This is a genomic window from Mycolicibacterium parafortuitum (genome assembly GCF_010725485.1).
In the GTDB taxonomy this organism is placed as follows: Bacteria; Actinomycetota; Actinomycetes; order Mycobacteriales; family Mycobacteriaceae; genus Mycobacterium.
The window spans coordinates 4,429,873-4,442,210 of record NZ_AP022598.1 but is presented as its reverse complement, the minus strand read 5'-3'; the positions used below and the strand labels follow the sequence as shown (position 1 = coordinate 4,442,210).

Below are 12,338 nucleotides of genomic sequence, written 5' to 3'. Positions count from 1 at the left end.
TGCCGTTTCGCGGTGGATTCGTGCTCACACACCGGTGGCGCCGTCGATGCGCTCCCGGATCAGGTCGGCATGACCGTTGTGCCGGGCGTACTCGCCGATCATATGGAGATAGATCCAGCGCAACGACACCTCGGTGCCCATGAACGGGCTGGTGCCGTCGAGTTCGTAGAACGCACAATTGGCGCGTGCGGCGTCGATCTCGTCCTGCCAGATCCGCACCGCGTCGGCGAAGGACATACCGTCGACGAGGTCGAATCCGCCGTCGTGGCCCGACGTGTCCGCCGACGGATCGAAGATCGGCGGCGCGTTCTCACCGGTGAGGATCCGCCGGAACCAGTTCCGCTCGACCTCGGCCATGTGCTGGACGAGGCCCTGCAGCGTGATCGGCGACGGCGGGACCGAGGCCCGGCGTACCTGGTCGTCATCGAGACCGGCGCACTTGAGCAGCAGCGTGTGCCGGTGAAAATCCAGCCAGGACTCCACTGTCGTCCGCTCGTCGCTGTTCATCAACGGCGTCGCGCGTTCGGATCCGGTCATGCTTGACGATCCTGCCACCGGAATCCGACACCAGCGGTCCGGAATTGGGGAAGATCAGACGGTGGAGCACGCACCCCTGACCATCCCGGCCCTGCTCGAGCGGGCTGTCCGCGAATCCGGCGACCGCACCTATCTCGTCTCCCCCACCGAGCGCCTCACCTACGCCGGCGCCGACCGGCGCTCGGCGGCACTGGCCGGCTGGCTGCTGGCGCACGGCGCCGGCAAAGGAACCAGGGTGGGGTTGTTCTTCGCCAACGGTGCGGAATGGGTGATCTGGTGGCTGGCGGTCTCGCGGATCGGTGCCGTCGCCGTGCCGCTGAGCACGCTGTACCGGCCCGCCGAGATTGCGAAGGTGGTGCGGTTGGCCGATGTCGCGATGCTGGTGGCGCCCGAACGGGTGCTCGACATCGACGTCGCGCGACGGTTGGAGGTGGCGTTCCCTGACCTCGGCGGGCACCGCCGCGACCGGCTGCAGATCCCGGCCGCGCCGTACCTGCGCACCATCGCGCTCACCGGAACCGGTGACCTTCCGTGGGCGACGGCGATCGACGAGGCCGACGCGGTGTCGGAGGCCGTCCGGCGTGCCGCGGAGGCCGAGGTGTTCCCCTCCGACCTGGCCTTGATGGTGCACACATCCGGGTCCACCGCCGACCCGAAAGGGGTAATGCACACCCACGGCACGTTGGTCCGCCAGACCTCGACGTGGCCCGATGCGATCCGCGCGGTCACCGGTTCGCCCGCCGATCCCGTCATCCTGTCCGCGATGCCGTTCTTCTGGATCGGCGGGGTGCTGGCGGTGATGGGCGCATTGCACTCACCGGTCACGCTGCTGGTGATGCCCCGCCTGGATCCCGGTGTCGCGCTGGACCTCGCCGAGAACGAGCGCGCCACCGGCATCGTGGGATGGCCGGCCTTCACCCAGCGGCTGCGCGACCACCCCGGCTTCGCCGACCGCGATCTGTCCAGCGCACCGATGTTGCGCCACGGCCCGCTCGACATCGCGATGACCGATGTGCCCGACGGGTTTCCGGTGCACCGCACCATGACCGAGACCGCGGGCGGGTTCGCCTACACCGATATGCGGATCGTCGATGCCGACGGGGCCCTCGTGCCGGACGGTGTCGTCGGCGAGCTGCTGGTACGCGGGATCGGGGTGATGGCCGGCTACAACAAACGCGAACGCGCCGATACCTTCGACCCCGACGGCTGGTATCACACCGGAGACCGGGTGTATCGCCGCCCCGGCGACCCTCGGCTGTTCTACGTCGGCCGCACCACCGATCTGATCAAGACCTCCGGGGCCAACGTGTCGCCGCTGGAGGTCGAGGCCGTGATCGAGGGTTTCGCCGAGGTGGCCCAGTGCGTGGTCGTCGGGGTCGAACACGCCGAACGCGGCGAGGAGGTCTGCGCCGTGCTCGTGCCGACGGGCGCGGCCGTCGACGTCGCAGCGGTCGCCGGCCGCACCCGCGAGGTGTTGTCGCCGTACAAGGTCCCGACCCGATGGATCACCGTCGACAGCGCGCAGATTCCGACCCTGCCCAGTGGAAAGCTGAACCGGAAAGCGCTGCGCGAGTGGGTGATCAGTTCTCCCGGGGTAGAAGCTCGGTGACGAAGCGGTCGAGGAAACCGTCGATGTTCCGATTCCCCGCGGGCCGGATCACGAACTTCGTCAAACCGGCGTCGAGATAGCGATCCAGCTGCCGGTGCAGTTGATCCCAGTCGCGGGCCACCAGCTCGTCGGGGTCCAGATCGGGCCGGCGCTTGCGGATCGCGTCTGCGACGGGAGCGGGCAGCGATCCGTCGCCGACCGCGAGGTTGATCCCGTAGTGGTCGTCGGGCACGGTCCGGCCCACGGCCTCGGCGGCCGTGCGGATCGAGTGCACCGCCGCGCGCGCCTCATCGGGGGTGACGAAGCTGCCGAGCCAACCGTCGCCGTACGCGCCGATCCGACGGAAGCCCGCATCGCTGGCCCCTCCGAGCCAGATGTCCACGCGGGCCTGTGGTTTCGGCAGCACCCGAACGTCGCGCACGGTGAAGAACTCCCCGGCGAACGACACGTCGGAATCGTCCAGTGCGGTTCGCAGCAGTCGCAGCGACTCGTCGAACACCGCGGCCCGGCGCCCGGCGGGAACCGGGAACGCATCGCGTTCGGCCGTCATCGCGGAGCGCAGCCCGAACACCGGCAGCACCCTCTTCGGCGCCAACGCCGCCAGCGATGCGAGCTGTTTGGCGACCAGCACCGGGTGACGGCCCGGCAGCACCGCCACCGAGGTTCCGACCTTGAGCCGGGTGGTGCGCGCCAGCGCGTATGTCATGCCGATGAACGGCTCCACCGCCGGCGAATAGACCAGTTCGGAGAGCCACAGCGAGTCGACCCCGTCGCTTTCGAGCCGGTCGACGATGGCGGGCAGGTGCCCGGGAGACACGTCGGCACCCAGGCCGACTCCGAACCGGATCTTCACGCGTTGGTCCCTTCCGCAGAGCATTCTCGATGCGCAACGTATCCCGGTCCGCCTTTGTGCCCGCGAATCTGAGGATCGTGCGAGAAACCGGTCGGCGGGTTCCCACCGGCACCAACGATGCGTGACGATGACAGGATGTGGCGGTGGCTGAACGCGTCACCTTCCCCAGCAGCAGCGGCCCGACCCTGGCCGGCCTGATCGACCACCCCGACGGAGAGATCCGCGGCTGGGGTGTCTTCGCGCACGGCTTCACCCTCGGCAAGGACAGCCCCGCGGCGAGCAGGATCTGCAAGCAGTTGGCCAGCGAAGGGATCGGCATGCTCAGGTTCGACAACCTGGGCCTCGGCGACTCCGAAGGCGACTGGGGCGACGGATCGTTCTCGCACAAGGTTCAGGACACGATCCGGGCCGTCGAGTTCATGGACGGACGCGGCCATGACATCCGGCTTCTGGTCGGTCATTCCTTCGGCGGCGCGGCCGTGATCTCGGCGGCCCACGGCTGCCCTTCGGTGGCCGCGGTGGCCAGCATCGGCGCGCCGTTCGAGCCCGCCCACGTCGAGCGGAGTTATGACGCGTTGCTGAGCCGGATCGAAACCGACGGTGAGGCACCGTTCCGCGTCGGAGGCAAGGCGCTGACGCTGCGCAAGCATTTCATCGACGACGTCCGCTCCGCCGATCTGCGCGACTGCATCACGACGTTGCGGCGGGCGCTGCTCGTCATGCACTCACCGATCGACAACACCGTCGGGATCGAGAACGCCAGCGAGATCTTCCGGACGGCCAGACACCCACGTAGCTTCGTGTCGTTGGAGGGTGCCGACCATCTGCTCACCGGCAAGAACCAGGCGGCACGGGCGGCACGGATCATCAGCGCGTGGGCCGACCCGTATCTGTAGCGGAACCGTTCGGTCGCCAGGGTCAATACACTCGGACGTCGTGAAGATCGTCGCCATCCACATCGCGCCGGGGCGCAAGATACCGACGCGCTCGGTCACGTCCGTCGAGGCCGACGCCGGCAAGGGACTGGTCGGGGATCGCTATCACGGCACGCGTCACCGGCACGTGACCATCCAGTCCCGCGAGATGCTCGACCTCGCCGCGGCCGACCTCGGCCGTCCCATCGACGCCGGTGCCACCCGCCGCAACCTGACCGTGGACACCGGCTCGATCCCGACCCGGCCCGGCAGCCGCCTCCAGATCGGCGCGGTCGAGCTCGAAGTCGTCCGCATCGCGGCGCCGTGCCGGCTGCTCGACGACTGGATCGGCAGCGGGGCGGCGAGGGCGATGAGCCAACGCGGCGGCTCGGTGTGCCGGGTGCTCACCTCGGGCTTGATCGAGGTGGGTTCCGACGTGACGGTCCCGGCGGCCTGACCGTCAGCTACCCTCGTCGCCGCCGACCTCGGCGGGCAGCGGCGGCGGCAGCGGGGTGGACGGCGCCGCGCTGGTCGCCGGTGCGGACGACTGCGTCGACGGTGTCTGGGTCGAGGTCGTCTCGGCGCTACCGGAGCCGGTGCCGGCGGATCCGGCGCGGTGGAAGTCCAGCATCGCCTCGTCGCGGATCACCTTCTCCCCCAGGCTGATCACGAGTGCCTTCGACGTGACCAGGTATTCGACGCCGTCCTTGGTCGCGGTGAACGCACCGTCGGAGGACTTCGACGCGGGCACGATCAGGCGGGCGCCGTCGCGCACCCGCACCCCGCGATACTGGTAGCCGCCGTCGCCGTCTTGGCAGATCGCGACCCGCGAGCCGGCCGTGCTGCCGAACACGACCACGGTGCTGTCACCCGTGCAGCGCGCCGTCGAATCGACATAGCCACGGCTGTCATAGGCCGGTGCGGACGAAGCCTGCGGCGCGGATAGCAGAACCAGGGGCATGGCGGCGAGCGCGCCGGCCCCGGCCAGCACTCCCGCGCGTGATATCGATCTGATCGGATACATCGCCATCCACCTGACCACGCCGAGGTGACAACCGAGGATCGCGACCCGCGACGATCACGCATCGTTGACGTTTCGAGACCGGTCCGTAATGACCGGCGCCCGCGCGGCGATGAACCGAGTGATGACTCAACGATCTGCCCCGACCGCCGGTCTCTCGGCGGCCCGCTGCGCGGCGCTGATCGTGGCGCTGATCCTGGCGGTGGTCCCGGTGGCCGCCGGTCCGACGATCGGCACCGCGCAGGCCGCACCACCGATCGTCGCCAAGGACTTCTCGAAGCCGGCGATCGTGATCCTCGGCTACGGGCTCAAACCGAACGGCACCATGAGGCTGATCCTGCACACCCGGGTGCTCGCCGGTCTGGCGGTGGCCCAGATGTTCCCGCAGGCGCCGATCATCGTGACCGGAGGCAACCCGCGCAACGGCAACACCGAAGCCGGACAGATGGGCAAGATGCTGCGGCTCTACGGCATCCCGGCCGAGCGCATCATCGTCGAGGACAGGGCCAACAGCACCGTGCAGAACGCCGCCTTCTCGGTGCCGCTGGCCGAGAAGGCGGGAACGTCGGGGATCATCCTGGTGACGTCGTCGTCGCATCAGGACCGTGCGGACACCGTCTTCGCGAACGCCGGCGCCAATGTGCTGGCCACCGTGAGCTTTCCGGACAACAATCCGAACACCAACATCGCACAGTTCGTCCGCGACGTGATCAGCCCGTTCACCCCGATCACCTAGCGTGCGTTAGCGTTCGGCGGTGCCAACCGACCTACACCTGCCCGCGCGACGGCACCGCTGGGGTATCGGCGCGTTCGTCGTTGTCGAAGCGGTCTATCTGCTGACCGCCATGCTCGTGGCGCTCGCGGCCGCCGGACCACAGCCCAACCACATCTCGGTCGTACTGATCGCCGTCGGTGTGCCCACTCTGCTGGCCGCGGCGCTGGCCGTCGTGATCACACGACTGCGGGGCAACGGCCCGCGGATCGACCTACGGCTGCAGTGGTCTTCGCGGGCGGCTGGAATCGGCGTGCTGTTCGGCGTCGGCGGCCTGTTCGTCACCGTGCCCGCGTCGCTGCTGTGGATCCGCGTCGTCGGCGACGACGCGACATCGGCGGCCGGCGAGGTGTTCGGCGGGCTGCGCGGCGGCTGGGGGTGGGCGATCGCGGTGTTCGTGCTCATCGCGCTTGTCGCGCCGGTGTGCGAGGAGATCGTCTACCGCGGCCTGCTCTGGGGCGCGGTGGACCAACGCTGGGGCCGCTGGGCCGCATTCGGGGTCACCACGGTCGTGTTCGCAGTCGCCCACCTCGAATGGAGCCGGATCCCGTTGCTACTCGTGGTGGCGATCCCGATCGGGCTCGCGCGCCTCTACAGCGACAACCTCTGCGCCGGAATCCTCGCCCACCAGGTGACCAATCTGCTGCCGGGTCTGGTGTTGATGTACACCGTCGCCGGGGCGATGCCGGCTGTGTGACAGTCCCCGCTGAAGCGCCGAGTGACCGTGATCGGCAGCCTATTCGGCGTTCAGTCGCCGGAGTCGTCGTTGTCCGACGACGCTCCGGAGCCGGACGACGACCCGGTGTCGGTGTCTGCCGCGTCGCGGTCGTCGGAGCCGTCCGCGTCAGTGCCGTCGCTGTCTTCGGTGACGGGCGAGTCCTCGGCGAGGGGGGTGTCGTCTGACGTGTCGGTGCCGGTGTCGGTGGGCGCGTCGTCCACCGTGTCGTCCACCGCGTCGTCCGGCCCGATGTCGACGGCCTCGTCTGATTCGCCTGAACCGGAGTCGGTTTCGACGTCCACCGGATCTGCGGAGTCGTCAGGGACCGGTGAGTCGTCTGGTGCAGGTAGGTCTTCGAGCGCCGACTCGGAGACGTCTGCGCGCAGCGCGACCGGGGTGGTCCGGGCAGCGGCATTCGTCGCGGCGGGGCCACCGACCTGTGACCACACGGGATTGAACGGCGCCAGCACAGCGCCGTGCTGCGAGGGATCCACCATGTTCGGATAGCTGCGGTCGTACGCGGAATCGATGATCGGCCTGAGTCGGCTGTCGAGTTCGTCGGCGAGTTCGGTCAGCCCCATCCTGCGCAGCGGTTCCAGCAGCGGGAGATTCCCACTCCTGACAAGAACGTAGGTGGTGTTGCCCTCTTTCCAGATCAGCTTTTCCGCTGCGGCGATGTCGACGTCGTTGTAACCGTAGATGTGGATGTACTGCGCTCCGGCAAGTGCATTCGCCACGGCCAGCAGATTGAAGGGATTGTCGGGGAAATCAGCGACGCCGTCGTATTCCACGGCGATATCGAGGATCTGGTACTGCGTGTTGTCGGGGGTGGGCCGGAATCCGATGTCCGAACGGATCCCACCCCACTTGCGCAACGGGTTGGCCAGCAGGACGAAATTCAGGTCCTGCGGTTTCGGCGCAAAGATGCTCTTGGCGTCCTGCTGGAGCCAGTGGGTCGAAATCGTGGCGCCCTGGGAGAACGCCACCACCGTCTTCGGCGACGGCGTCGTCGCGATCACCCAGCGCAGCGCCAACAGGCCGGCCGGTTCTGCAAGTTCGCCGGGCATTCCCGCCAGGTAATCGACCGACTTGCAGGTGTGCCCGGACTCCGGCGAGCAGAAGTCGCCTTTGAGGATTTTGCGCATGTCCAGATCGATGAGACCCCCGGCGGTGTAGCCAGTCATCGTCAGGACATTTGCTGCCAGGGTGTAGGCAGGCGGCGCCGTGACGGACATCGCAGCAACTGCTGCGACACCGAGGGCAGCGAGGATCTTGCGCATGGAGGGTCCTTCGGGTGGGGCAGTCCAGAAATCCCGGATGTCCAGCTAACAGGCAGGTCGAGATTAAGTTACGGCCGTGAATCCCGCAAAAGTTAGCGGAAATTCGCCTCACTTAATCAATGTTCTGTTCAGAACAGTGACCAGTCGCATACATCGCAGACGCCATGAGCGCTGTTACACCTTCTGGTTTTCGGCCTGTCCCGCCGTCAGTTCAGCAATCTCCTGAGTTCGCTCGCCATGCTTTGTAGTGCCACAACATATCGGTTTGCTTCACAGAGCTACAGAATGTGCTGGGTACTTGACTGATCACAGATGTCAGGTGCGGATGGCGCGCGGGGCGCCGTCCGCCGATTCGCCATCGCTGCCGGCGTCACGGCGTCGCAGCGCCCGGGCATCTGGGCCCGACCCCGCATCGATCGCACGGCGGTGGAGCAGATGCCGGAACGGCAGAAGAAGCGTCCTGAAGGTCAGGCGATGATGCGGACCAAATACGGCGTCATGTCCTTGGTACGCACCGGGGACACGGCGACACCGGAGTCGGTGGTCTCGACCATCTGCCCGTTGCCGATGAACAACGCGACGCTCTGGGTTCCCTCAGGGCCGTAGAAGATCAGGTCACCGGGCAGCGCCATCGCGGGCAGCACCTTCTGGCCGACCTTGTACATCTCCCCCGAGGAACGGGGCAGCTTCACGCCGACACCCGAGAACGCGTAGACCATCAGCCCCGACGCGTCGAATCCGACGACCTCGACCCGCGGCGGGGGAACCGCCGACGGAAGGCTCGGCACCATCGGGTTGGGCGCCACGCTGGGCAGGTTCAGGCCGGGCGTCAGGTCCAGTGCCTGCGTGTCGATCTCGCCGCTGTCAGGCGAGGATGCGGGCTCGGGCAACGCGACGGTGCCCTTGCTCGGTCCGGACGCCCCGCCGCCACCGTAGGCGAACGGGACTCCGCGCTGGGACAGCGCGCGGGCGATCACGGCGTCGACGGCTTTCTGATTGGTCGCCGAACGGCTGGGCTGAGCCGCCGCCAGGCCCGGTGTCGCCAACAACAGGGCGAAACCGATCACGAAGACGAAGACGCGTCGCATGGCACTTTCCCGCTTTCCGCAAGCCAGCGCCGCGTTCGACGCTGGACTCATTGGTTAACAACAGTCACTATGACCACTTCTACACCACCCGATGGGGTGCATTTCCGTCGTCGCAGGACTGCGGATCAACCAGATGCGGTACCGGAACCGAACGGTGACCTATACCGGCGCGTCGCCCTCTAAGGTGTGTCGCGCGTTACGCCTTCACCGCGGCGAGCGCGGCATCGTAATCGGGCTCCTGGCCGATCTCGGGGACCAGTTCGGTGTAGGTGACCTTGCCCTCGGCGTCGATCACGACGACGGCGCGGCCCAGCAGACCGGCCATCGGGCCGTCGACGATCTTGATGCCGTAGTCGTCACCGAAGCTGTCGCGGAAGCCGGACGCGGACGTCACGTTCTCGATGCCCTCGGCACCGCAGAACCGCTTCTGCGCGAACGGCAGATCGTTCGAGACGTTCAGCACGGTGACGCCGCTGGATGCGGCCGCCTCGTTGAACCTGCGGACGCTCGCCGAGCACACCGGGGTGTCCACCGACGGGAAGATGTTGAGCAGCAGAGGCTTGCCGCGGAACTGTTCATCGCTCACCGCGCCGAGGTCGGTACCGGTGAGGGTGAAGTTCGGTGCAGCGGATCCGACGGCGGGCAGTTCTCCGACGGTGTTGATCGGGTTTCCACGCAAAGTGATCTGTGCCATGGGCACAGTCTGCCAAGCGCGTTCCGTCCCGTCGCGCCGGGGTCAGGCGCCGTACCAGAGCGCCACGTCCGGAGAATCCAGCCACTTCGAGTAGGTGGGACTCTGCGGCCAGCCGTCCGGGGAGTCCTGCCACACCTCCTGACGGCCCCACGGCAGTACGTCGACCAATGCGAAGGTGTGGCTGAGTTGTTCTGTCCCACGGCCGTTGGTGTGCCAGGTGCGGTACACGGCGTCGCCGTCACGCAGGAACACGTTGACCCCGAACCCGGTCCCCGGAGCTGCGTCCACGTCCGCCGCGAACGAACTCTGCGACGACGAGTACCACTCCATCTGGTTGCCGACCTTCTTCCGATAGGCCAGCGCCTCCTCGATCGGTCCCGCCGTGACGATCACGAACCGGGCGTCGTAGTTGTCGAGGAACTCCAACCGGGTGAACTGGCTCGTGTAGCCGGTGCAGCCACCGCACTGCCATTCCGCGCCGTCGGTCCACATGTGGTTGTAGACGATCAACTGGGACCTGCCGTCGAAGATGTCGACCAACCGGACCGGTCCATCGGCGCCGATCAGGGTGTAGTCGGGCATCCGCACCATCGGCAGGCGGCGGCGTTGCGCGGCGATCGCGTCGAGTTCGCGGGTGGCGGCCTTCTCGCGGACGCGCAGCTCCGCGAGGGCGGCCCGCCAGGTCTCGGCGTCGACGATGGGCGGCAGCGCGGCGTTGTCGGTCATTACAGTCACCTTCCAGCATGGTCGGTTCGGCTGAGCGGATGCGTTCACCGGTACCGACCCGGCACCCGACGGAAACTCATCGCTGAAAGGACCTCGGACATGCCCGTGGCCCCGCGCATCGGCGCGCACGAACCCGGATCCTGGACCTCGCGCCTGTGGACCGACATCGCCGCGATCTTCGACGCGACCCTCGCGCACCCGTTCCTCACCGGGCTGTGCGACGGCAGCCTTCCTCGCGACGTGTTCGCCGAGTACGTCGCCCAGGACGTCCACTACCTCCGTACCTACTCACGGGCGCTGGCGGTGGTCGCTGCCAAGGCGCCGACACTGGCCGACACCGCGATGTTCGCCCGGCACGCCGCAGAGGTCTTCGACGTCGAACTGTCCCTGCACGAAGAACTGCTGCCCGCACTCGGCCTCTCCGCCGAGTCCGTCGACGCGGTCCCGGTGTCGCCGACCACGCAGGCCTACACCAGCTACCTGCTCGCCACCGTCTACGGCGGCAGCTTCGTCGACGGGCTGGCAGCGGTGCTCCCCTGCTACTGGATCTACGCCGAGGTCGGTGCGGCGCTACTGACCCGCGGCTCGGTCGACGAGCGATACCAGCGCTGGATCGACAGCTACGGCGGCGACGAGTTCGCCGCGACCGTCGCCGAGGTGCTTTGCCTCGCCGACCGGATCGGCCCGACCCTCACCGCGGCCGACGAGGCTGTTGCCCGATCACATTTCGTGACGACGTCGCGCTACGAATGGATGTTCTTCGACGCCGCGTACCGCCGCGAGTGCTGGCCCGTCTGAGGCCCGTTCGCTCCGTCGGCGGGACCCGCCGTGCGCGACTATGCTGGCGGATTCCCTCCAGCGAGGAGTCCTATGACCGGCGGGCACATCAGGTTGACGTCCCACAGTGGCGGCGCCGACGCACCGGCGCTGTGCTGGGGCGCGCCGACCGCCGCCGAACGCGGCCCGGTCGTCGGGACCACCACCTCACGCGCACACCGCAACGTGATCGGCACCCACAGCGGCGCGTACGGCGTGTACCGCGCGCTGGCCGTCGCCGCGGGCGCGCTCTCGCGCGACCATCGCGCCGACCTGACCAACACCTCCCCGACCGACGCGATCGGCCCTTATCCGCAGTGGGCGGATCCGGCGACCATCGTCAGCCTCGATCCGTGGGGCGCCACCGTCGCCGACGCGTTCGCCGGCGAGATCGCCCGCGGTGTCGACATCCGCCCGACCATCGCGGTCACCAAGGCGCAGGTGATCCTGCCCGAGGTGCACGATGCCCTCGCCAAGGCGCGGCTGATCCCCGACGGACGGGTGCTGCTCGACACCGGTGCGGCACAGGTGACCAAGGCCGCGCTTGAGCCTGTCTGGCACCTTCCTGGCGTGGCGAAACGGTTCGGTTGCAGTGAATCCGATTTGCGCCGTGTGCTTTTCGAGGAGACCGGCGGGATGTACCCCGAGCTCGTGACACGCTCTGACCTCGAGGTGTTCCTGCCGCCGATCGGCGGTCAGACGATCTACATCTTCGGCGATCCCCGCGCCCTCGCCGACCCCTCGGTGCAGCTGACCGCCCGCGTCCACGACGAATGCAACGGTTCCGACGTGTTCGGCTCCGACATCTGCACCTGCCGGCCGTATCTGACCCACGCGATCGAGGAGTGTATCCAGGGCGCCCAGCGCGGCGGCGTCGGCCTGATCGCCTACTCCCGCAAGGAAGGCCGCGCTCTCGGTGAGGTGACGAAGTTCCTCGTCTACAACGCCCGCAAGCGCCAGGCCGGAGGCGACACCGCCGACCAGTACTTTGCCCGCACCGAGTGTGTGGCCGGCGTGCAGGACATGCGGTTCCAGGAGCTCATGCCCGACGTGCTGCACTGGCTCGGGATCCGCAAGATCCACCGGCTGGTGTCGATGAGCAACATGAAGTACGACGCGATCACCGGTTCGGGCATCGAGGTCGGTGAACGGGTCTCGATCCCCGAGGAGTTGATCCCGGCCGACGCCCAGGTCGAGATCGACGCCAAGACCGCGGCGGGCTACTTCACCCCCGGCGCCGTCCCGGACGCCGAGGAGCTCCGCAAGGTCAAGGGCCGGGGGCTGGGGTCCCGATGAGCGCTTGCGCGAAG

General features: G+C 67.9%; 14 protein-coding genes. 7 read left to right on the top strand and 7 right to left on the bottom strand.

Annotated features, from left to right (window positions below; genetic code table 11):
- Window positions 1-24: 24 nt before the first annotated feature.
- Window positions 25-537: a DinB family protein gene (locus NTM_RS20975; RefSeq protein WP_104861091.1), complete on the bottom strand. Its 513-nt coding sequence runs from the start codon at window positions 535-537 to the stop codon at window positions 25-27.
- Between the two features lie 61 nt (window positions 538-598).
- Here NTM_RS20975 and NTM_RS20970 point away from each other — a divergent pair, with 61 nt between their 5' ends.
- Window positions 599-2,146, top strand: coding sequence for a class I adenylate-forming enzyme family protein (locus NTM_RS20970; protein WP_163767542.1), 1,548 nt, complete (start codon window positions 599-601; stop codon window positions 2,144-2,146).
- Here the strand turns inward: NTM_RS20970 and NTM_RS20965 are convergent.
- Complete coding sequence (locus NTM_RS20965; RefSeq protein ID WP_163767538.1) at window positions 2,118-2,999, bottom strand: TIGR03854 family LLM class F420-dependent oxidoreductase; 882 nt, start codon at window positions 2,997-2,999, stop codon at window positions 2,118-2,120. The two genes, NTM_RS20970 and NTM_RS20965, sit on opposite strands and share 29 nt — an antisense overlap.
- A gap of 143 nt (window positions 3,000-3,142) precedes the next feature.
- On the opposite strand from NTM_RS20965, the gene NTM_RS20960 reads away from it, so the two are divergent.
- Together NTM_RS20960 and NTM_RS20955 are read left to right on the top strand one after the other, a co-directional pair.
- Window positions 3,143-3,895, top strand: a complete 753-nt coding sequence (locus NTM_RS20960; RefSeq protein WP_163767535.1) for an alpha/beta hydrolase family protein — start codon at window positions 3,143-3,145, stop codon at window positions 3,893-3,895.
- A 40-nt stretch (window positions 3,896-3,935) separates the two neighbouring features.
- Complete coding sequence (locus NTM_RS20955) at window positions 3,936-4,370, top strand: MOSC domain-containing protein (protein WP_104861094.1); 435 nt, start codon at window positions 3,936-3,938, stop codon at window positions 4,368-4,370.
- A gap of 3 nt (window positions 4,371-4,373) precedes the next feature.
- Here the strand turns inward: NTM_RS20955 and NTM_RS20950 are convergent, their stop codons facing one another.
- The gene (locus tag NTM_RS20950) at window positions 4,374-4,937 is read right to left on the bottom strand and encodes a hypothetical protein (protein WP_163767532.1); all 564 of its coding nucleotides are present in this window, start codon (window positions 4,935-4,937) and stop codon (window positions 4,374-4,376) included.
- 121 nt (window positions 4,938-5,058) lie between these two features.
- On the opposite strand from NTM_RS20950, the gene NTM_RS20945 reads away from it, so the two are divergent.
- Both NTM_RS20945 and NTM_RS20940 read left to right on the top strand, forming a co-directional pair.
- Window positions 5,059-5,670, top strand: a complete 612-nt coding sequence (locus NTM_RS20945) for a YdcF family protein (protein ID WP_104861531.1) — start codon at window positions 5,059-5,061, stop codon at window positions 5,668-5,670.
- 19 nt (window positions 5,671-5,689) lie between these two features.
- Complete coding sequence (locus NTM_RS20940) at window positions 5,690-6,403, top strand: CPBP family intramembrane glutamic endopeptidase (protein WP_232079789.1); 714 nt, start codon at window positions 5,690-5,692, stop codon at window positions 6,401-6,403.
- Window positions 6,404-6,453: 50 nt separating this feature from the next.
- Here the strand turns inward: NTM_RS20940 and NTM_RS20935 are convergent, their stop codons facing one another.
- The 4 genes from NTM_RS20935 to NTM_RS20920 form a co-directional block, all read right to left on the bottom strand.
- A complete protein-coding gene (locus tag NTM_RS20935; RefSeq protein ID WP_163767530.1) occupies window positions 6,454-7,704 on the bottom strand; it encodes a PE-PPE domain-containing protein in 1,251 nt (416 codons plus the stop codon).
- Window positions 7,705-8,171: 467 nt separating this feature from the next.
- A complete protein-coding gene (gene ripD, locus NTM_RS20930) occupies window positions 8,172-8,792 on the bottom strand; it encodes an NlpC/P60 family peptidoglycan-binding protein RipD (RefSeq protein WP_163767527.1) in 621 nt (206 codons plus the stop codon).
- A 196-nt stretch (window positions 8,793-8,988) separates the two neighbouring features.
- Window positions 8,989-9,486, bottom strand: a complete 498-nt coding sequence (tpx, locus tag NTM_RS20925) for a thiol peroxidase (RefSeq protein ID WP_163767523.1) — start codon at window positions 9,484-9,486, stop codon at window positions 8,989-8,991.
- Between the two features lie 42 nt (window positions 9,487-9,528).
- The gene (locus NTM_RS20920; RefSeq protein ID WP_163767520.1) at window positions 9,529-10,212 is read right to left on the bottom strand and encodes a DUF899 domain-containing protein; all 684 of its coding nucleotides are present in this window, start codon (window positions 10,210-10,212) and stop codon (window positions 9,529-9,531) included.
- Between the two features lie 99 nt (window positions 10,213-10,311).
- On the opposite strand from NTM_RS20920, the gene tenA reads away from it, so the two are divergent.
- Both tenA and NTM_RS20910 read left to right on the top strand, forming a co-directional pair.
- On the top strand, window positions 10,312-11,010 hold the full coding sequence (gene tenA / locus NTM_RS20915) for a thiaminase II (protein ID WP_163767517.1): 699 nt from the start codon (window positions 10,312-10,314) through the stop codon (window positions 11,008-11,010).
- A gap of 72 nt (window positions 11,011-11,082) precedes the next feature.
- The gene (locus NTM_RS20910; RefSeq protein ID WP_163767515.1) at window positions 11,083-12,324 is read left to right on the top strand and encodes a GTP cyclohydrolase II; all 1,242 of its coding nucleotides are present in this window, start codon (window positions 11,083-11,085) and stop codon (window positions 12,322-12,324) included.
- Window positions 12,325-12,338: the final 14 nt, after the last annotated feature.